Raw genomic sequence first — 18,151 nt, 5'->3', positions numbered from 1 at the left:
GACAGAGGGAGACGCGCGTGGCCGCTTTGAGGACGGGCCTCGGCCTGCAGGCCGTGGTGACGGCGCTCTTCGCGCTGGTGCTGCTGATCGCGCCCGGCGATCCCTCGCCACCCCTCTACGTTTCCCTGAGCGGCTTCGCCATGGCGGGCATCCTCCTCGCCTCCGGCAAGCTCTCGTCGTACCTCAAGGTCTTCGTCTCGGTTTACGGCATCGGCTACCTGTTCCTCGCCGGGGCCAAGCAGGCCGCGGCCATGGGCCTGCTGCCGCCGACCCTGGCCGCTCTGCTGCCGCCGAGCTTCGCCGCCACCGGCGCGGTGGTCTTCGCCGGTATCGTCCTGGCGGTCTCGCACCTGGAACCGATCCGGGCGATCACGCTCATCGCGGACCCGTACTTCGCCACCAACGACAAACCGACCCGGGAGATCGGGCCGTTCCGGTTGTTCGGCAGCACCGAGGGCAAGGTCGGCCAGCGACTCGTCGCGCTGTCGATCTTCATCACCTTCGCGCAGGTCGCCCTGCAATTGCGGCTGAACTTCTGGTTCCGCGACCTCTTCAACGCACTTCAGGAATATAACGCCGACGCGTTCTGGTATCAGCTCGTCTGGGTCTTCGTGCCGCTGGCGACGATTTGGGTCGTTGTCGGCATGTTCGACACCTTCGTGGACGCCACCCTTCACATCCGCTGGCGGACCTGGCTCACCCGCAGCTTCTACGGCCGCTGGCTCGACGCCGGCACGCATTACCGGGTGCCCTTCACCGACGAGCACGCGGACAACCCGGATCAGCGCATCCAGAGCGACGTGAACCTGTTCATCTCGCAGACGACGACGCTCTCGATCCGCCTGTTGTCGCAGGCCGCGACCCTGGTCTCCTTCATGGTCATCCTCTGGGGGCTGTCGCGGGACTTCGTGCTGCCCTTCACCGACACGGTGGTGCCGGGCTTCCTGGTCTGGCTGGTGGTCGGCTACGCCGTCGTCGGCACTTGGCTGACCCACATCATCGGACGCCCCTTGATCGGGCTCGACTTCCGGCAGGAAAAGGTGGAGGCGGATTTCCGCTTTTCGCTGGCCCGCACCCGCATCTACGGCGAGCAGATCGCGCTGCTGCGCGGCGAGCGCGCCGAGACGGTGCGGCTGGGCACCCTCTTTCACGCGATCATCGACAACTACCTCGGCATCATCGTCCGGCGGATTAAGCTCGGCAGCTTCACCCTGTCCTACAGCCAGATCAGCGTGGTGTTCCCCTATATCCTGGCCGCCCCGTCCTACTTCCTGAAGAAGATCACCCTGGGGCAATTCCAGCAGACTGGCGACGCCTTCGGCAGCGTGCAATCCTCGCTGTCGTTCTTCATCAATTCCTACGTCACCATCGCGGCCTACCGGGCCAACACCAACCGCCTCTCCTCCTTCAAGCGGGCCATGACCAAGGCGGAGGCGATCGGCGGCACCGGCGAGGGCCTGTTCCAGGGCAACGAAACGCGGGGCGACGTCACCGCCTCCAAGCTCAGCCTCAGCCTGCCGGACGGGCGGGAAATCGTGACGGCCGATACGCTGACCATCGCCAAAGGTGGCGCGACCCTGCTCACCGGTCCGTCCGGCTCGGGCAAGTCGACGCTCTTCCGCGCGATCGCGGGCATCTGGCCCTTCGGCAAGGGCCGCATCGATCTGCCCAAGGGCCAGTCGGCCCTGGTGCTGCCGCAGCGGCCCTACATTCCCCTCGGCACCCTGCGCGGCGCGGTGGTCTATCCCAACACAACCGACATGTTCTCCGACGAGGCGATCCGCGACGCCCTCATGGCCGCGCAACTGCCTGGCCTGGCCGACCGCCTCGACGAGGTCGATGCCTGGGACCAGCGCCTTTCGGGGGGCGAGCAGCAGCGCCTCGCGGTCGCCCGCGCGGTGCTGGCCAAGCCGGATTGGCTCTTCCTCGACGAATCCACCGCCGCCCTCGACGAGCCGAGCGAGGCCGCGATCTACCGGATGCTGCGCGAGCGCCTGCCCGGCACCACCATCGTGTCGATCGGCCACCGCTCGACCCTGCACGGCCTGCACGACCGGCGCCTCGACATGCAGCCGGCCAACGAGGGTCGCTTCGTGCCTCGCGAGGTGCCCTCCCCCGTCGCGGCGGAGTAGCCGACCGGCGCCGGTCCCGGCTCCTCGGCCGCCTCAGCGCAGGAAAGTCACGGCGATCGGTGCCAGGATCGCCGTGAGGAAGGCGTTGAAGCCGAGGGCGATTCCCGCGAAGGCGCCCGCCACCTCGTTGACCTGGAAGGCGCGCGCGGTTCCGACGCCGTGCGCGGCGAGGCCCGCCGCGAAGCCCCGCGCCCGCATGTCGCGTATGCGCAGCGCGTTCATCAGGGGCGTCACCAGGATGCCGCCGGTCATGCCCGTCAGCATGACGATCACCGCCGCCAGCGTCGGGTCACCCCCGAGGGTCTGGGCGATGCCCATGGCGACGCCGGTAGTCACCGATTTCGGGGCGAGCGAGACGATGACGTCCCGAGGAATCCCGAAGGTTCGGCCGAGCAGCAGCGCCGAGGACAGGGCCACCACGGACCCGACCACGAGGGCGGCCAGCATCGGCACGAGGGCGCGCAGCACCGTGGCGCGGTACTCGTAGAGCGGGATCGCCAGGGCCACCGTGGCGGGCCCGAGCAGGAAATGCACGAACTGGGCGCCCTCGAAATAGGTCGCGTAGGGCGTCCCCGTGGTTTCCAGCACGGTGGCCGTCAGCGCGATGGCGATCAGCACCGGGTTGGCGAGGGGATGGCGTCCCGTGGCCTGAGCGATCCGATCCGCGATCACGTAGGCCAGCAGGGTCACGGTCAGCCACAGCAGCGGCGTCCGCGAGAGATAGACCCAGACGGCGAAATCGCCCGTCACGATGCGGCCCCGGGCTTGGTCCCGGGCTTCGCCTTGGCGAGCCAGCGGGACACCGCCACGAAGGTGAGCGCGGTGGCGGCCAGGGTCGACAGGGTCGACACCAGCACGATGACCGCCAGGGCGACGCCGTGCGCTTCCAGCACGTCGAGGCGACCGATGATGCCCGCACCCGCCGGCACGAACATCAGCGAGAGGTTGGCGAGCAGGCCCTTGCCGGTGCCCTCCAGGCGCCCGTCCACCAGGGCCGGCGGCAGGACGCGCGGGGCGAGGCGCGGCGCCCGGTCCCGCAGCACGAGGAAGAGGAGCAACAGGGCCAGGCCGATCAGGGGCCCGGGCACCGGCAGGTCGGTTGCCCGTGCGAGCACCTCTCCGATGAGTTGCGCGAGGAGAATCAGGGTGAGGCAGAGGATCATCGCGTCGGCGCGGTCAATTCAGCGTCACCCGCCCCTCGGCGGCGTTGCGGCGCGCCTCGCCGATGGCCGCCTCGTCGAGGCCGAGCAGGCCGCCCAGGCGCCAGACCAGGGCCTCCTCGAATTCGTGGACGCTGCCGTCGGCGCCTGCCACCGACCAGGCCATGGCGAGGAGACGGGCACGCCGGTCCGGCCCGACCTCGTGGCCGATCATCTCGACCAATTGCGCCATGTCGCGGGTCTGCGCGTCGAACGCGGCGGCCCGCGCGATCAGGGCCTCCGCCTCGGCGCGGGTCTCGGTGAAGCGCCCGACCACCAGCCGGCCGAGCCGTTCCGTCTCCTCGGGCGCCAGCACGCCGTCGGCGCGGGCCACGTGGACGAGCAATGCGATCGCCGCGAGGCGCTCGTCCGCCTCGATGGCGACGGTGTCGGTCCCGCCGAGCCCGAAGGCATCGGCGGCGTAGGCACGAAGGCGGGCGATCAGCGACATGGCGATCCTCGGGAGACCGGGCAAGCCTTCGGGGCGGGGCACCATGCCGTCAAGGAACGTGATCACCCTGTCGAACCGATCCGTCGCCACCGTGACCGGGATGCATCGATCTGGACGGCCACGCGACTAACCATGTCGCGTGATCCAGCTTGCCATTCCCCGCGCCGCCCGATATGACCCTCCCCCGAACGGGACCTGCCGGAACACGGCGTCCGGGCCCGGTTCGTGCCGCAATAGCTCAGCTGGTAGAGCACCTCATTCGTAATGAGGGGGTCGGGGGTTCGAATCCCTCTTGCGGCACCACCAATCCCCCACTAACGCGCCCGTCCGGGAACGCCGGCTCGCCGATCAGTTCGGACAACCGCCCGCGGACCTCGACCTCGAATCCCTGGCGCGGCGCACCAGGATGAATCGTTACGGTTTCGACCAAGGCGCGGAACGAGGCGACCAGCGTCTCGCCCGCTTCGCCTTCATGCCGTCCGTAATCCGACAGCGTCTCCCGCAGGGCTTCGACGTGCCGCAGGTAATCCGCGACCAGGGTCGGATGCAGCGCGATCACCTGGGGCGACCCTTCGATCGCGGAAAGCTCGGTCTCGAGCCTGGCTCGCTCTTCACGTAGCTTCGGGAGCAGGGCCTCGGCGTCGGCGTCGGATAGAATCCCCTTGGTGAAGGCTTGGAGCAGCCGGTCGTACTCACGGCGGCAGGTTTCGAGTCGGGCCTCGGTCTTGGCGCGATCGCGATCCGCCGTGCTGGCGAGGCGGCGCCGCTCGGCGTTGTAGCGCTTCACGAAGACCTCGATCATGCGAGGGTCGCGCAGGTGCGTCCGCATACCGTCGATCACGGCCGCTTCGACGGCCGGCAGGTAGATGATCCGCCGGTTCTCACAACTACCACTCTCGCGGTGTGCTGAGCACCTGATACGCACCTTCCCGGTTTTGTCGCGGTCGTGCACCGTGTAGCCGGACCCGCAGCATCCGCAGCGCAGCAGCCCGGACAGGAGATGTTGTGGCCGCCGGCTGTGGTGGGGGTGAGCTTTCGACCGTTTGGCCCGCATGGCCTGCACGGCATCCCAAAGGTCCTGCTCAATGATCCGCAGGGCCGGGACTTCGGTGGTCTCCCGCTCCACGGTCGGGTTCACGCGCGGGACCCGGCGCCCGGTGTAGGGATTGCGGGCCTTCGAGACCTTATTCCAGACGATTCGGCCGACGTAGTGCTCGTTGTTGAGCATGCCGTTGCCGCGCGCCGACGATCCGTTCAGCGTCGAAGCGTTCCAGAGGAGGCCGCGCGGCGGGTCGATGCCTTCGCGGTTCAGCCCGGCGGCGATCCGGCGCGGGACCGAGCCGGCCGCGTACTCCTCGAATACCCGGAGAACGATCTGCGACTGCCTCGGATCAATCTCGCGCTCGCCTGGGCGGCCGGGCACAACCCGATATCCGTAGGCCAAGCCACCGGCGATTCGGCCTGACCGGACCACGCCCGAAAGACCGCGCTTGATCTTCTTGGCGCCGTCCTCGCGGAAGAGTTGGCCGACGAGGCCGCGGAGGCCGACGAGAACGGTCGACGCAACGCCCTCGTGCACGGCGCGGATCTCGACGCCATGAAAGGTCAGTCGCTTATGGATGCCGGCGAGGTCTTCCATGTCGCGTGAGAGGCGGTCGAGCGCCTCCACCACCAGGACATCGAACGGGCGCTGCGGTGACTGCGCCTGGGCCAGGAGGGCGAGGAGGCCGTCGCGCTCGAACATGGACCCACCGGACCGCGCCTTGTCCGAGAACCGGGACACAACGCTCAGCCCTTCGCGGACCGCATAGGCGCGGCACAGCTCAAGCTGATCCTCGACGGAGCGCTCGTTCTGCATGTCGGTGCTGTAGCGGGCATACAGAGCTGTGCGCTTCATTTTCTCTTGGCTCTGGCCTCGTCGCGTTGTGCGAGCGCGGCGCGATGATCACGGCGGGCGACAGCTACGGCAAGCGCCTCGACGAGGCGAACCATGTCGGGGTCGAGCGGGGGCAGAGTATCGGGCTGGCTGCTGGTGCGAGCCTTAGCCATGGCGCACCTCCGGCATGCCGTTGTGCTCCACGCCGTCGAGGAGCTGGCCTGATGACGGATCTCGCCTGGTAGCCAGATGCCGATGGTCGCCCGGGCTTACGGGCCCACCCTGCTTTGGGCGTCGTTCGCCGCGCACGATCTTCGAGACCGTCTGATGCCGTACACCAAAGCGCGCTGCGAGCTGCTCCATCGTGAACCCACCTTTGTCGTAGGCGAGTCGGATCTGCGCAACCTGACTGTCGGTCAGCTTTGCCGATGGGTTCTTCTGCCCGTGCTGGTCAATCAGTCCGCCTCGGTGAGCATGTTTCACGTTCTCTCCGCCGGTCCCGCACAGCAGGTTCCTCGGCCGATTGTCGTCCTTCAGGCCGTTGTCGTGGTTGATCTCGAAGCCTTCCGGAATGTCGCCGTGAAGGTGCTGCCAGACGAGGCGATGAGCGCCGCAGTGAATGCGTCGACCTTCGATCATCGCACGAACCTGCAGATAGCCTTGAGGCGTCCGGTGCTCGATCCGCCGGCGTTCACAGGGCACGAGATGGCTGCCTCCAGCCTTAAGGCCTCGGCGATCGGCGACGCACCAGATGCATCCCTGGTCGTCGATCTCCCACTGTCCTTCCCGGACGAGCGTGATCAGGATGCGCTCATGGAGCGAGGACGCTCTACCCATGGCAAGCACCCGCGTCGGTCCATTCGATGGTGCTGTGCTCGGCCATTACGCGGCGGCTCCCTGGCGGTGACGCAGGCGGATGGACTGAGCCCTCCGCACCATCGCGTTGGCCGCGATCCGGCCGGCGGGGATGGTTCGGAGGGACGTGGGGCGGCCCGCGATGACGCCGACGGCCTCGGGCTGGTAGACCTCGATTTCGGCGTCGGTGAACCCGGCCGCGCGCAGGTGCACGTCGGTGCAGGGCGCGTATTCGAGGTCGCGCATGACCCTCGCCATGGCGATGATGCGGTCGCGCCGATCGTGCGCGTGGCGGGCGGCATGGAGCAGGGACGGGGCGGTCATGCACACATCTCCCAATGGTTGATCTCGTACTCGCGAGCGACGATCCGGGCCGCGTCCTCGTCCCAGGCGAAGCCCGGGTCTCCGAACTCGACCTCGCAGCCCTCCTCGAAAGCGCGGTAGGCTGCGCTCGCCAGCGGCACGGCCCGGCGTGCAGGCAGGTTGCCGGCGACGCCGATCTCGACGGCCATCGCCACGATGAACTGCGTCCGCGTCATGCTGCGGCTCCAATGTCGAGGGCGTCGGCAGGGGCGAGCGGCGTCCAGCAGATCACCACGCCCGTGAAATCGAGGGTGTCGCCCTCCTCCGGCGGGTGCTCGGCCCACCAGCAGCGGTTCATGGCGTCGAGGCTGTCGAAACCGTCGGCGTGGGCGAAGCGAATCATCTTGCGCGGGCTGAGCGGCGTGCCGGCAATTTCGAACAGTTCCGATGGACCGCGCCGGCTGAAGACGAGGCGGACCGGCTCGACGGCGATGCACGGCACCCGCGCGACCAGCCGACAGTGCTTCGTCCGCATCCCGGTGTAGAGCTGCAACTCCTCGCCCGGGCGCGCGTGGCGTTTCCGGTCCGCGCGGATCGTCTGCGCCTTGGTGCCGGCTAGGATCGGCGGGCCGAACTGCTTCTTGAAGCTGTAGGCAACCATCAGGCGGCCTCGTTCGCGATGAGGGCGACGAACGCGAGCTTGTCGACCTTCCGGATGTCGATCCGCTTTAGGTGGTCGAGCACGTACCGGCGCAGGTCCTGGGGTTCGATGGCCCAGGCGTCGCCGCCCTGCTGCGCAAGGCGTTTCGAACCACGCCGCCCGGCCACCAGATCGCCGGCGATGCACAGCGCCGTGACGTGCTTGTCGTCGACGCCAAGGATCTTTGCGGCCGCACGGGCGGACAGGGTCTCGTGGGTCCGGCGGGAGATATCCAAGCGCTTCGCCCGCACGACGATGGCGGTGGGGGATCGGTTGAACCCGTGCTCCCGGAAGATCTTGGCGCAGCGGTCTGGGTCGTGCAGCGGCACGTTCCGCATCAGAGCGTTCTCAGCTTCGGTCCAGGCCGGCTCCTTTTTGTGCGGCATGGTGAGATGCAGCTTGGTCGCGCGCTTCGTCAGCCACCAGCGCGGCACCTGCAGAGTGTCGGCGAGCGCCGCGACCGCGCCCTTCCCCTTGAGGGTCGGCCACGCCGCCCGGATGCGCTCATCGAGTTCGGGCGAATACTCGTGGCGGGTGCGCTTCTCCGGCTGCTTCGGTGCCGACAGACCGAGCTTGCCGGCCTGCTGGAAGATCGTTGTGATGGACCGATTGGGTAGGCGCGCCTGGCAGGCCTTCGCGCCACCGGTGGGGTAGTGCTCGCGCAGGACAGCCTTTTCGTCGTCCGTCCAGAAGCGTTCGCTGCGGCGGCCGGGGACGTAACGGGGCGAGAGGCGGGGCTCGCTCACGCGGCCCTTCTTGAAAGAAACGGGGGTGAGACTGGTCACGGGCGCAATTCCTTGGCGATGTGCTCTTCGACGCGGACGGCCCGGGTCGCCCCTTCGCCGGTGAACTCCAGCACGCCTTGGGCATCGAGGAGCGCCAGGCCGGCAGCGAGGTCTTGGGCGGGGACCTCGAGGAAGGCGGCAAGCTCGGCGACGGTCGCGCCCTCCGGAGCGAGCGGGAGAAGCGCGCCCCAAGCCTTGCCAGCGGTGGCGAAGGCGGGATCGCGGATGAAGCCGCGCACCGCCTTGAGGCCCGGTGCCATCGCGGCGGCCGCACGGGTCTCGGCGTCGGCGGCCGAGACGCCGGCGAGATGTTCCAGGTCGAGGAGGCGCGCCGCAGCGTTCGCATCGAGGGGCGCTGGTGCGGCGAGCGTTGGCGCCGCGCCGCGGTGCTGCGTCTGCACCGGGCCGACATGGGTCACGGCCGGGCTGCGCGAGAACGCGGAGCCAACCGCCACGAACTCGCCCGGCTTGAGCATCGGCAGGCGGTCGAAGGCACGGCGTGCGTCCCAGCCGATGGTCTCGGCCGCGCGACGGATATCGAGGTCGAGGGTGTTGAGCCCGATCAGATAGTTGTGGGCCTCGGAGATGACCGACTTCGACAGCCGGTTGAGGCGCTGGGTCGCGAGGATTCCGGCGAGACCTCGCTTGCGCCCCCGGCTCATGAGGTCGGTGACGGCCGCGATCGAGGCGTTGCGGACCGATGCTGGCGCCGACGAGTGGCCGCCGAATGGCGCGAACAGGTGCGCCTCGTCGACGGCGACGATGGTGGAGTTCCAGTGCTCCGGGGGGCTGTCGATCAGGGCGCCGAACAGCGCAGCGATCGCGATCATCTGGCCTTCGCGGTCCAGGTCGGAGAAATCCACCAGGATGGAAAGGCGGTGCTCGCGGACGCGGTGCGCCAGCGTGGCCATGGCGGCGGCGTCGAGGTGGTGGGCATCCACCCGAAGATGCCCGTATGACTCCGCGAGGCTGCTGAACTCGCCCTCGGGATCGATGACGACCTGCTGCACCCGGCCGGCCGTCTGCTCGAGGAGCCGACGCAGTGTCCAGGACTTGCCGGAGCCAGAGGCGCCCTGAACGAGGAGCCGACCCTCAATCAGGGCCTGCAGGTCGATCCCGATGTTGCCGCCGGTGTCTGCCCGCCCGAGCACGATGTCTCCGGTAGGCGTTGCCGGAAGTGGCGGCGCGGCCGGCTTCAAGCTGGACGTGACCAGGCGCAGCGCCGCTTCCTCGCCGCGCCGATCGGCGGCGACCTTGCGGGCGTGCATTTCCTGAAGGGTGCGGGGTTCTACGGTTGCGAGCATCACAGCCTCCGCAGGTCGGCGCCGACCCGCACGACGCGGTGCGCGGCGAGGTGGGCGACGTTCGCCGGCAGCGGGAGGCGCGTTTCCAACCCCTCATGCTGAACCGCGAAGCGCTGAGCGTCATCGAGGAGGCACATGCCCTCCCGCGTGTCACCGATCGCGAACGCTGCAACGGCGGCGGTCATGGCGTTCGCGAGGTGACCGTGCGCCATCCGCAGCCGACGCGTCTCGGCGATGGCCGTGCCCAGCGCCATCGCCTCCAGGCGCGCGCCAACGGTGTCTTGCCAGCGCGCAAGGTTCTCGGCCTGGGCGGAGTAGGTTGGGAGGCCCGCCATCGCGAGGTAGTGGTCGCAGATCGCGATCACGTCGTTCCGGTCGGGGTCTGCGAAGGTGTAGGGCTCGACGAGATCGGTCATGGACGGATTCCTCGCGTGGGGCGGCTCGGGGGTGCGGGCGGTGGGGAGAGGGGCGAGCCGCTCAGGCGGCTTCGCTGCGGTCGTCGGTCAGGCCGTAATCGCCAGCCTCGCGGGCGTCGGCCGCGTCCGCGATCTGGTCGAGCTCTTGGGTGATCTCGTCGAGGGCGGCCCTGGCGCGCTCCGGGAGTTCGAACCGCCAGGCGTTCAGGGCGAACGAGCCCTCCTCCGCCTTGGTGCGTGCGTCGGCGAAGAGGGCGTCCTTGCCGCGGCGGGTGACCGGAGGCTCAGGGCGCACGACCTTCGCGTGATCCCCGCACGCCCACCGGGCCAGCGCAGCGCCGTGCTCCTCGCTGATCCGCTCGCCGTGCTTGAAGATCTCCTGGTGTGCGCCTTCCATCTTCCAGGATTTCGGGTCGGACAGGTCGACGTAGCCCTTGCGGTCCGACTCCAGCCGGAACGAGACGGTCACCTCGAACGGGAACTGCTTGTTGGTGATCGCCTTGAAGAGCTTCGTGTTGGGCGGGACGAACGTTTCCTCGCCCCGGATGGAAAAGATGATCGGGATGCGCCGCTGGAGGAGCGCGTAGACCATGGCCTTGTGGGCCATCTTCGGCTTGATCCAGGACGTGCCCTTGGTGCTGTCCTTGTTGCCCGTCTTGGCGTGCTCCTCGGCCTGCCAGTCGAGCACACCGCCCAGGCCGGCCCACTCCATCGAGAAGCTGTCGATCACCAGGGCGTCGTAGCCGGCGTCCTCGGCGGCCTTGGCGGCCTCGGCGAAGCGGATCGGCCGGAAGGGCGGGTCCATCACGTTCGCGTCGAACGCGAAATCGCCCTTCAGGTGGAGCGTCCGGCCGCCTTCGGTGTCGAGCACCGCCACCTTACCGGTCGGGCCGGCGATGCCGCGCGCGAGGCGCAGCGCCGAGAACGTCTTGCCGCTGTTGGTGCCCCCGGTGAGGGATACGAACAGGCCGGCGCGCTCCTTGAAGCGCTCTGCGGGGACGAACGAGAAGCTCACGCTGCGTCCTCCCAATCCAGGGGCCGCCACGGGCTCTTGTTCAGGTCGAAGTTCTGGACCTCCTGGGAGAGTTCGAGCTCCTCGCGCTCGGCCCAGCGCTTCTGCGCCCACTCGGGGTAGTCGACGCGGACGATCTGCGTCGGGTAGCCGGTCCATGTCCCGGATTTGAGGCCCTTGTTCCAGCGGGTGAGCGCGAGGGTGACCTTGTGGGCGCCGATGTGCAGGCCGGCGGCATCCGCCTCGGCGACACACAGGCCATGGGGCGCGTCGTTCTCGATGAAGATCCACCGGAAGGCGATGCGGCCTTGCAGGTGCGGGAACAGCAGGCCCAGGACGTGGATGTAGAACGCGGCCTGCACCTCCATGCCCATCTGCTCGACGCGGCGGCCGAGGGTCTGGGGCGCGGCGGACTGGTCGCCCGTCTTCACGTCCCAGATGATGGCGTGGTCCGCGTGGATCTCGACGCGGTCCATCATGATGCGCAGCCAGGCGCCGGACACGTCCCGGGCGATGGCGACGACCTCGGCCGGCGCGCCCTGGAAGCCCTCGCAGCCGGGGATGCGGGCCAGCCGGAGCGCGACCTGCGAGGCCAGCGTCTCGGCCTTCTCGCAGTCGGGGCGCAGGATCGGCGCATCCCCGGCGGCGTAGGCGGCGGCCCGGGAGGCCTTGGCGGCACCGCCCTTGTAGTCGGCCGCGTCGATGATCACGAGGTCTGCGCCGTGCCCCAGGATCAGCTTGTGAGCCGCCGTACCGATCTCCATCGGCCGGGTCGGGTCCCGCTCTGCGTCCGGGGCCTTGCCCAGGCGCGGGTGCTCGCTCCAGGCGTGCTCCTGGCTCTGGGTGATGAGCACCTTCGCGATGGACGAGGACAGCGAGGGCTCGGGGGCCGGGTCGGCGTGATAGACCCGCGCCGGCATTTGGTAGAGGCCGGGCGCCGACACGCGCCCCTCTTCGTGGTTGAGGATCTGCATGACGGTCACTCCGCTGCTTCGGTGGCGACGACAATCGAGCCGGCAACCGCGCCGTCCTCGATGACGATTCCGACGGTGCTCCCGGCGCCGACGCGCTCGATCCACACCTGGTAGTCGGCGGCCTGCGCCATCTCGGCGAGGATCCGCATGGCCTCCTCGTCGAGGAGCGAGCCGTCCTGGATGCGGATGACCCGGAGCTTCGGGTTGGCCGCGATCGCGATGGCGACGGACGTGCGCAGCTGCTCGGCGCTGGACGCCTGGTCGAACGGGACCTCGTTCAGCAGGATCTCGTCCTCGCCGAACCCGATGCCGGGCACGGGCAGGTCTGCCTTGGCGATGGCCTCGCGCTTCTGGGTCGCGCGGTCCTCGATAGCCTTTGTGAGGGCGGCAGCTTCGGTCTCAGCGGCCCGGACCTGCGCCTCGATCCGCTCCCGCTGTTCGCGCTGGGCGACGGCGGTGTTGGTGCGGCCGGCTTCCGCGATGCGCTCGCGCAGGTCGAGCGTGTCGATGGGCTCGGGAAGGGCCTCGGCGTCGGCGAGCTTGCCCCGCGTGACGACCATGCGGGCGTTGATCTTGTCTGCCTCCGCGTCGGCCTCGTCGGCATCATGCCGGAGCTGCTTCGCTCGAGCCCGAAGGGTCCCGATGGATGCTTCCTGCGCCTCGACCTCGTCCTCGGCCTGCTCTCGCCGGATACGGCGGCGCTCAAGGTCGGTGTTGAACTCGCCCGCCTCCTCCAGCTTCGCGACGAGGGCTGCATCGTCGATGCGCTCGGCCGGCGTGCCGGCGGGGACCTCGATGCTGACGGACTGCGAGCGCAGGGTGCGGATCGTGCGGTTCACCTCGGTGCGACGGTCGAAATCGGCCTTGCTGGCCTTCTCGATCGCGGCGAAGTCGACGCCCGGCACGAAGCGCTTCAGCGTCTCAAGCTGCGCCTTGCCGTCCATGCGGGTGAAGGCGAGCGGGTCGAACGTCAGCGCACCGAGGAGGCCGTCGAGCATCCGCTGCGGGGATTGGTACCGCGCGCCCTCCCCGTTCTCGACGATGAGATTGGTGGTGTGGGTGCCGTCCTCCCGGGCCTTGAAGGTGCGGATCACCTTCAACTCGCCGAGGTCGACGCTGATGCGCGCCTCTTCCTGGCCCTTCCGGATCGGCTTGGCCTGGATGTTGGTGGTGCCGGACAGCGCCCACCAGATCGCGTCCAGGACGCTGCTCTTCCCCTGCCCGTTCCGGCCGGAGATTTCGACGATGTTCCCCTCGGGCGAGATCGTGACGGCGCGGAGCCGCTTCACGTTCTCGGCCTGCAATTCGATGATCTTCATGGCGGCGGTCACTCGGCGGCTTGAGGAAGGGCGGCGTCGGCGTTGCGGCGCTCGATCTCGGCGTTGGCCATCTCGGCCCAGGCCTGCGCATCGGCGCGGCGCTGCTCGGGGAAGTGCTGGGGCTCAAGGACGACGAAGGCGGATTCGCCGTGCCGATCCTCGACGGTGGTGTGGCGGCCGGGCCGGACGCTGAAGGGTCCGCGCGCAAGGAGTGCTGCGAGGCTCACCGGGAGGCCTCCATCCAGGCGCCAAGACGCGACAGGGCGCGGTCGACGCGGGGGAACAGGAAGTCGAGGACGGCCTCGACGGCGTAGGCGAGCAGGCAGGCCACCCGCAGCGCCAGGAAGGGTGGAACGCCGATCAGGAGGCGGACGGGGCGGCTCACGGGCGGACCCTCCGGCCGAAAGCGAGGGCCAGGGCGCCGGTCACCAGCGCGGGCACCAGGACGGCGACGCGCACGGCGTGGCCCGCGATGGCGCGCAGGGTGTCGCCGGGCTGCGGGGCCGGCGTGAGGGTGGCGACGTGGCCGACGAGGTCCCCGAGGGCCCATAAGGCGCCGACGAACACTATGGGCGCGGTGACGACGACGCAGGCGAGTTGACCATCGGACAGCATCACGCGGCCTCGGACAGGTTCAGGGTTGCGGGGGAAGCGGGGAGCGGCGCGCTCAGGAAGGCGCAGAGCTCGGGGAGCGCGGCGAACTCGTAGGTCCAGCGCTGGAAAGGGGCCGGGAGGGCGGCGCGGTCATCGAACCGCACGGCGTCGGCGGTGAGCAGCCACTCGCCCGTCTCGAGGTCGCGGTACGTGAACCCGATCGGGTCGCCGTCGCGCTCGACGCGGAAGGCGTGCGCGGAGTGGCGCATCGGGATGAGCCAAAGGGCCATCACGCGGCCTTCCCGTAGCGGCCAGCGCGGGCCGGGGCGGCGGCGATGTCGAGCTCGGCGCGGACGGCGTTCTGGGCCTCGGCGTAGCGGCGGCCGGCGTCGGCGGCGACCGCGAGCGCGGCCTTCATGGCGGGGCTGTCTTCCAGCACCGGGCGGGGCGCTGGGGTCGGGTGCTTCGCCTTCATACGGGCGGCCCACTCGGCGGTGGTCTCGCGGGCCTTCGCCTGCTGCTGCTGGACCGGCTGGGCGACCATCGCGAGGCCCGCCTCGATCGCGGCGATGGCCGCGTCCGGCGATACGGGGCCACCAGTCAGGGCGAAGCGCTCGGCCGCCCGCAGGTTCTCGTTGACGACGCGCTCGGCGTCACGGCGGGAGGCGTCGGCCTCAACCGGGAAACGGGTCAGCCCGGCGAGCCGGACGGTGGCGGGGGGCTTGGTGGTCGGCTGGCTGGGCACCGGAGGGCTCCATCGGCTGGCGATGGAGCTACCTTGCCAAATGGCAAAACGCTGGTCAAGCGCTATTTGCCATATGGCAAGAAGACGATTTCACACGAACTGAATCAGTGGGTCGGGTCCTGCTGCTGGACGCTGATGAGGGTGGCAATCGTGTTGTCGCACTGTGCGCACCCGAAATTCTGCCGGCTCAGCCAAGCGCTTTCGAGTAGTTCGTCGACCGTGGCGGGCGCATCCTCGATGTTCGGGGACTCGATGGTCCGCGAGGTCATATGGTGGCAGTTGTGACACCTCAACCGCATCGTGAAACGAGCCCGGACCGTCGGAACCTCAAGGAACATCATCTTCTCCCGATTGCGCCAAGTTCACTATTTGTTCTCACATAAATCCGAGAGTCGAGGGGGATACGAGGCAGCGCCCACCCCCTGTGGATGACGGGGATAACCCCGCCCCTTCAGCCCGTCCTCTTCCCCTTCGACGGGCGGACGCGAATCGACACGTCCCGAACCAGCCCCATCACTTCCATCGAGTTCCAGTGATCCGCCTTAGGGTCGGCGGGCACCTTGATCGGCTTGTGCTTCGGGTTGGTTGAGCGTGGGCAGAACCAAACCTCGTCGTCGTGCAGTTCAATCTCCTTCACGGACCACTCGCGGAGGTGGCCGCCCTCCCGGACACGCTGGATCACGACAACCATGCCGTCCGTGTAAGGCTGGCCGGTCTGCTCGAAGTCGACGCAAATTACACGAGCACCATCCGGCATCGGCGGGTCGGCAGCGTTCATGCTGTCCCCTTCAACCGTAAGCGCGAAGCGCCTGGCCTTCGGGAAATCTTCGTCCTCAGGCTCGAACACGTACTCTGGCTCGGCCTCCTCGAATTCCACGACTTCGCGGAACACCCCAGCCGCTGTCCTGCCCACGACGGGGACCGGCAGAAGATGGCCGCGCTGCGGCTGGACCGGTACAGGCACGGCCCCCGGCATAAGGTCGTCGCGTGTGCAGCCAAGGGCAGATGCGATCCGCTCCAAGTCGATGACGCGCGGCTCGCGCTTTCCGCTCTCGAACCTCGAAATCTGAGAGGTCGACAGGCCGACCATCTCGGCCAGCGCCTCGAGAGATAGCCCACGCTCCCGACGGATGCGCTTCAGTGCTTCGTTCGCCATACGGCAAGGATCGCGGTCACCCAGCAGCCCAGCCAGAGCCGAATGGCAAATCACGCTTGACTTTTCTTGCCATATGGCAAAATGCTCAGGCATGGATCTCGCAGCCTACCTCTCCGAGCACAAGATCAAGCCGGCGAACTTCGCTGCGAAGATCAACGTGCCGCCCTCGACCATCACGCGCATCCTTCGTGGTGAGCGTGATCCGCGAGGCGCGACCATTCGTAAAATCGTCGACGGGACTGATGGCTTGGTCACTGCCGGCGAGCTCCTTAGGGGCTGTGCCCCCGCCGCCTCCGAGCAGGCCGCGTGATGCGCCGCCTCCTCGCCCCCCTGTCGCGCTGGCTCGACCGACGCATCGACGCGCGGATCGCGGCGGCGACCAAGGATCTGCGCTCGGCGAACGATGTCCTGTTCGGCCAGCTTTGTGAGCTTCAGCGCCGGACAGTGGTTTCGCGCGAGCACACGGTGCCGTCCGATAGGACTGTCTACGGACTTCGCGACGCGCCGGCCGTTCGGCGTGAAGGGGAGCACCATTTCGGCCACGCCCCTGCGCATCACCATGCCGGCACCCGGTGGGTGATCTAGATGCGCGTCATCCTCGCCCCCCGCCGCGCGGCCGCGATCGCGCTCCGGAACCCCGAGGCGCTCGTCGTCGACTACGACGGCCAGTGCATCCGACGCGGTGCTGATCGCATCGTCCTGGGCAAGGGCCGGAAGCCGACGCAGCTCTTCCGCATCTGCGTGGCGATGTGCTGCTCGGTCGGGCGCTCGATCAGCCGGGAGGACCTGCTCGACGCCATGTTCGGGGACGACCCGTACGGCGGCCCGCTGCACGCCGAAAGCGTCCTTGCCAAGAACCTGACCCACACGCGGCCCTTCCGCGCCTGGGCAGGCCTGACGATCGCCCGTTCGATCATGGGCCGCATCGAGGTCTCCGAGACCGCGCCGCGCCGGCATGCGCACGGCGCCTCCTTCCGCATCTCGCTTCACGGCGTCTGGCCCGTGGGAGTCGCCGCATGAACGCCGAAGCGCTTGCCCATGCGGCGAAGGCCTGTCGCGAGTCTGCGGACGTGCTGACGAAGGCGGCCGACGACGCCGACGTTTTCCTGCACCGCTGCCCCGACGCTGGGCGCGGGATGCACGATGTCTCGAAGGAGATGCGCGACCGGGCCATCGGTCTGAAGGTCGCCTCGTCGTTCCTGGGGCGGTGCGTCCGCGATCCTCGTCTGGTCGAGGTCCTGGTCGCCCTCGAGACCGGCGATGACGTCTACTGGGCGCCGGCCTCCGCGCCGGTTGTCGTTCGCGACGATCAGGATCCGGCCGCGCCGCTGACGCTGCGGGAGCGGGTCTGCCGCCTCCTCTGGTGGCGCGCTCCCGCGAGGGCCGCCTGACATGGGCTGGCTGGTTTCGCTCATCTTCGCTGGTCTCGCTGTGATCGGTTTCGCCGGGGCGTTCGCTACCGGCTCCGGCCGGGCGCTCGCCTTCGGCTTGGCCGACTGCGCCATCGGCCTCGTGGCCTTCTGCATCTGGGCGTGGTCGCTATGAGCGCCGCGCCCTCCTCCCATCGTGCCGAGCTGAAGCGGCCGATCGCCGGGCCCGTTACGAGCCCCCTCGTTTCGACACGCGGGCCCGGCGCCAAATTCCGAGATCACGCCCGTCGAGCCTGCGCGGCTCCGGTGCGTGAGTGCGTGGGCCGGCTCAACCATCCCTGGGAGCCGGCCCGCGCATCCTTCAATTCGCGTGCTCGTCGTCGCCGCCAAGCTGCCGATCACGCGTCTGTACTGCGTACCCCGTTCAACCTCCTCAAGCATATCTGCCCGTCCTGTCCGTGCCCCTCAATAAACACGGATGGATTTGCGCATGTGCAAAAGGTCTTTGCGGAAAAAGCAAATGCCTGACGCTGATATCTCACGCGCTCAGCTTTTTGCCGACGACCTGCTCCGCTGGGAATCCCGCGGCCCGGGCGACACGGCCAACGCCATGCGGCGGGTCGCGCACCGTGCGGCCCTGCCCTTCTCCAAGCTCTGGGCCCTCCGCTACCGGCCGCCCAAAGCCGTCGCCTCCAACGTCCTTTCGGCCCTGGAAGCCGCCCACGCCCGCGAAGTCGAGCGACAGCTGAGGAAGCTCGCCCATGAAGTCGAGACCACCGCCCGCATCGCTGGCCCTTCGGACCCTGCTGTTGCTGCGGCTTCGGCTGCTCTTCGCACGGCTGAAGGCGCGCATCCGCGCGTGGTGGGACCGCCTCTGGCGTCGGCTGCATCCCTGGCGAAGCCGGTGATCCCCCCTTGCGACCTGCCGCTGTGGCGGGCGTCCCAGCAGGAGAAGTGACC

Annotated in this window: 29 protein-coding genes, 1 tRNA gene and 1 pseudogene; 9 read left to right on the top strand and 22 right to left on the bottom strand. The window is 68.8% G+C overall.

What is annotated here, in order from left to right:
• Window positions 1-17: 17 nt before the first annotated feature.
• Window positions 18-2,132 (top strand): ABC transporter ATP-binding protein/permease, encoded by a 2,115-nt coding sequence (locus MFF30_RS04215; RefSeq protein WP_238276958.1) that lies wholly within the window; start codon window positions 18-20, stop codon window positions 2,130-2,132.
• A gap of 33 nt (window positions 2,133-2,165) precedes the next feature.
• On the opposite strand, the gene MFF30_RS04210 is transcribed toward MFF30_RS04215, so the two are convergent.
• Genes MFF30_RS04210 through MFF30_RS04200 form a run of 3 tightly spaced genes read right to left on the bottom strand, consistent with a single transcriptional unit; the run spans window position 2,166 to window position 3,782 of the window.
• Entirely contained in the window at window positions 2,166-2,882 is a 717-nt protein-coding gene (locus MFF30_RS04210; RefSeq protein ID WP_238276956.1) for an LrgB family protein, read from the bottom strand.
• Entirely contained in the window at window positions 2,879-3,295 is a 417-nt protein-coding gene (locus MFF30_RS04205; protein ID WP_238276948.1) for a CidA/LrgA family protein, read from the bottom strand. The genes MFF30_RS04210 and MFF30_RS04205 overlap by 4 nt, the downstream gene beginning before the upstream one ends.
• 13 nt (window positions 3,296-3,308) lie before the next feature.
• Entirely contained in the window at window positions 3,309-3,782 is a 474-nt protein-coding gene (locus MFF30_RS04200; protein WP_238276946.1) for a tellurite resistance TerB family protein, read from the bottom strand.
• Between the two features lie 227 nt (window positions 3,783-4,009).
• Between MFF30_RS04200 and MFF30_RS04195 the strand changes: the two genes are divergently transcribed.
• Together MFF30_RS04195 and MFF30_RS26070 are read left to right on the top strand one after the other, a co-directional pair.
• A tRNA-Thr gene (locus MFF30_RS04195) sits at window positions 4,010-4,085 on the top strand.
• 370 nt (window positions 4,086-4,455) lie between these two features.
• Window positions 4,456-4,692, top strand: a complete 237-nt coding sequence (locus MFF30_RS26070) for a hypothetical protein (RefSeq protein ID WP_306424558.1) — start codon at window positions 4,456-4,458, stop codon at window positions 4,690-4,692.
• Here the strand turns inward: MFF30_RS26070 and MFF30_RS26065 are convergent.
• From MFF30_RS26065 to MFF30_RS04100, 19 genes and pseudogenes are all read right to left on the bottom strand, one after another.
• A pseudogene (locus MFF30_RS26065) lies at window positions 4,669-5,640 on the bottom strand (recombinase family protein); the annotation flags it as partial. The gene MFF30_RS26070 and the pseudogene MFF30_RS26065 overlap by 24 nt on opposite strands.
• Window positions 5,641-5,675: 35 nt before the next feature.
• On the bottom strand, window positions 5,676-5,831 hold the full coding sequence (locus MFF30_RS04185) for a hypothetical protein (protein WP_238276944.1): 156 nt from the start codon (window positions 5,829-5,831) through the stop codon (window positions 5,676-5,678).
• A complete protein-coding gene (locus MFF30_RS04180; protein WP_238276941.1) occupies window positions 5,824-6,495 on the bottom strand; it encodes an HNH endonuclease in 672 nt (223 codons plus the stop codon). Before MFF30_RS04180 ends, MFF30_RS04185 begins: the two co-directional genes overlap by 8 nt.
• Before the next feature lie 45 nt (window positions 6,496-6,540).
• Window positions 6,541-6,837: a hypothetical protein gene (locus MFF30_RS04175; protein WP_238276939.1), complete on the bottom strand. Its 297-nt coding sequence runs from the start codon at window positions 6,835-6,837 to the stop codon at window positions 6,541-6,543.
• On the bottom strand, window positions 6,834-7,052 hold the full coding sequence (locus tag MFF30_RS04170) for a hypothetical protein (RefSeq protein WP_238276937.1): 219 nt from the start codon (window positions 7,050-7,052) through the stop codon (window positions 6,834-6,836). The genes MFF30_RS04175 and MFF30_RS04170 overlap by 4 nt, the downstream gene beginning before the upstream one ends.
• The gene (locus tag MFF30_RS04165; RefSeq protein ID WP_238276935.1) at window positions 7,049-7,477 is read right to left on the bottom strand and encodes an ASCH domain-containing protein; all 429 of its coding nucleotides are present in this window, start codon (window positions 7,475-7,477) and stop codon (window positions 7,049-7,051) included. The genes MFF30_RS04170 and MFF30_RS04165 overlap by 4 nt, the downstream gene beginning before the upstream one ends.
• A complete protein-coding gene (locus MFF30_RS04160) occupies window positions 7,477-8,262 on the bottom strand; it encodes a hypothetical protein (protein ID WP_238276932.1) in 786 nt (261 codons plus the stop codon). Before MFF30_RS04160 ends, MFF30_RS04165 begins: the two co-directional genes overlap by 1 nt.
• A 35-nt stretch (window positions 8,263-8,297) precedes the next feature.
• A complete protein-coding gene (locus tag MFF30_RS04155; RefSeq protein WP_238276930.1) occupies window positions 8,298-9,605 on the bottom strand; it encodes a helicase HerA domain-containing protein in 1,308 nt (435 codons plus the stop codon).
• Window positions 9,605-10,021 carry a hypothetical protein gene (locus tag MFF30_RS04150; RefSeq protein WP_238276921.1) on the bottom strand — a complete coding sequence of 139 codons (417 nt, stop codon included), beginning with the start codon at window positions 10,019-10,021 and terminating at the stop codon, window positions 9,605-9,607. Before MFF30_RS04150 ends, MFF30_RS04155 begins: the two co-directional genes overlap by 1 nt.
• Window positions 10,022-10,082: 61 nt before the next feature.
• Complete coding sequence (locus tag MFF30_RS04145; protein WP_238276919.1) at window positions 10,083-11,036, bottom strand: AAA family ATPase; 954 nt, start codon at window positions 11,034-11,036, stop codon at window positions 10,083-10,085.
• Window positions 11,033-12,007 carry a PD-(D/E)XK nuclease family protein gene (locus MFF30_RS04140; protein ID WP_238276917.1) on the bottom strand — a complete coding sequence of 325 codons (975 nt, stop codon included), beginning with the start codon at window positions 12,005-12,007 and terminating at the stop codon, window positions 11,033-11,035. Before MFF30_RS04140 ends, MFF30_RS04145 begins: the two co-directional genes overlap by 4 nt.
• A 5-nt stretch (window positions 12,008-12,012) precedes the next feature.
• Window positions 12,013-13,326: an ATP-binding protein gene (locus MFF30_RS04135; protein WP_238276915.1), complete on the bottom strand. Its 1,314-nt coding sequence runs from the start codon at window positions 13,324-13,326 to the stop codon at window positions 12,013-12,015.
• A gap of 8 nt (window positions 13,327-13,334) precedes the next feature.
• Window positions 13,335-13,553, bottom strand: coding sequence for a hypothetical protein (locus MFF30_RS04130; RefSeq protein ID WP_238276913.1), 219 nt, complete (start codon window positions 13,551-13,553; stop codon window positions 13,335-13,337).
• Window positions 13,550-13,711 (bottom strand): hypothetical protein, encoded by a 162-nt coding sequence (locus MFF30_RS04125; protein WP_238276911.1) that lies wholly within the window; start codon window positions 13,709-13,711, stop codon window positions 13,550-13,552. Before MFF30_RS04125 ends, MFF30_RS04130 begins: the two co-directional genes overlap by 4 nt.
• A complete protein-coding gene (locus MFF30_RS04120) occupies window positions 13,708-13,941 on the bottom strand; it encodes a hypothetical protein (RefSeq protein ID WP_238276902.1) in 234 nt (77 codons plus the stop codon). Before MFF30_RS04120 ends, MFF30_RS04125 begins: the two co-directional genes overlap by 4 nt.
• Complete coding sequence (locus tag MFF30_RS04115; RefSeq protein WP_238276900.1) at window positions 13,941-14,210, bottom strand: hypothetical protein; 270 nt, start codon at window positions 14,208-14,210, stop codon at window positions 13,941-13,943. The genes MFF30_RS04120 and MFF30_RS04115 overlap by 1 nt, the downstream gene beginning before the upstream one ends.
• Window positions 14,210-14,665 (bottom strand): hypothetical protein, encoded by a 456-nt coding sequence (locus MFF30_RS04110; protein WP_238276898.1) that lies wholly within the window; start codon window positions 14,663-14,665, stop codon window positions 14,210-14,212. The genes MFF30_RS04115 and MFF30_RS04110 overlap by 1 nt, the downstream gene beginning before the upstream one ends.
• A gap of 104 nt (window positions 14,666-14,769) precedes the next feature.
• A complete protein-coding gene (locus MFF30_RS04105) occupies window positions 14,770-14,934 on the bottom strand; it encodes a hypothetical protein (RefSeq protein WP_238276896.1) in 165 nt (54 codons plus the stop codon).
• Window positions 14,935-15,116: 182 nt separating this feature from the next.
• The gene (locus MFF30_RS04100; protein ID WP_238276894.1) at window positions 15,117-15,914 is read right to left on the bottom strand and encodes a LexA family transcriptional regulator; all 798 of its coding nucleotides are present in this window, start codon (window positions 15,912-15,914) and stop codon (window positions 15,117-15,119) included.
• Between MFF30_RS04100 and MFF30_RS04095 the strand changes: the two genes are divergently transcribed.
• The 6 genes from MFF30_RS04095 (at window position 15,913) to MFF30_RS04070 (ending at window position 18,149) form a co-directional block, all read left to right on the top strand.
• On the top strand, window positions 15,913-16,131 hold the full coding sequence (locus MFF30_RS04095) for a helix-turn-helix domain-containing protein (protein WP_238276891.1): 219 nt from the start codon (window positions 15,913-15,915) through the stop codon (window positions 16,129-16,131). The two genes, MFF30_RS04100 and MFF30_RS04095, sit on opposite strands and share 2 nt — an antisense overlap.
• On the top strand, window positions 16,128-16,406 hold the full coding sequence (locus MFF30_RS04090; RefSeq protein ID WP_238276889.1) for a hypothetical protein: 279 nt from the start codon (window positions 16,128-16,130) through the stop codon (window positions 16,404-16,406). The genes MFF30_RS04095 and MFF30_RS04090 overlap by 4 nt, the downstream gene beginning before the upstream one ends.
• A complete protein-coding gene (locus MFF30_RS04085; protein WP_238276887.1) occupies window positions 16,407-16,841 on the top strand; it encodes a hypothetical protein in 435 nt (144 codons plus the stop codon).
• Window positions 16,838-17,212: a hypothetical protein gene (locus MFF30_RS04080; protein ID WP_238276885.1), complete on the top strand. Its 375-nt coding sequence runs from the start codon at window positions 16,838-16,840 to the stop codon at window positions 17,210-17,212. The genes MFF30_RS04085 and MFF30_RS04080 overlap by 4 nt, the downstream gene beginning before the upstream one ends.
• Window position 17,213: 1 nt before the next feature.
• Window positions 17,214-17,366: a hypothetical protein gene (locus MFF30_RS04075; protein ID WP_238276883.1), complete on the top strand. Its 153-nt coding sequence runs from the start codon at window positions 17,214-17,216 to the stop codon at window positions 17,364-17,366.
• A gap of 345 nt (window positions 17,367-17,711) precedes the next feature.
• On the top strand, window positions 17,712-18,149 hold the full coding sequence (locus MFF30_RS04070) for a hypothetical protein (RefSeq protein ID WP_238276881.1): 438 nt from the start codon (window positions 17,712-17,714) through the stop codon (window positions 18,147-18,149).
• The last annotated feature ends 2 nt before the right edge of the window (window positions 18,150-18,151 follow it).

It is taken from the genome of Methylobacterium goesingense (genome assembly GCF_022179225.1).
GTDB classification, from domain to species: Bacteria; Pseudomonadota; Alphaproteobacteria; order Rhizobiales; family Beijerinckiaceae; genus Methylobacterium; species Methylobacterium goesingense.
Note: the sequence above shows the minus strand (reverse complement) of the source record. Positions and strands in the feature narration are given on the sequence as shown.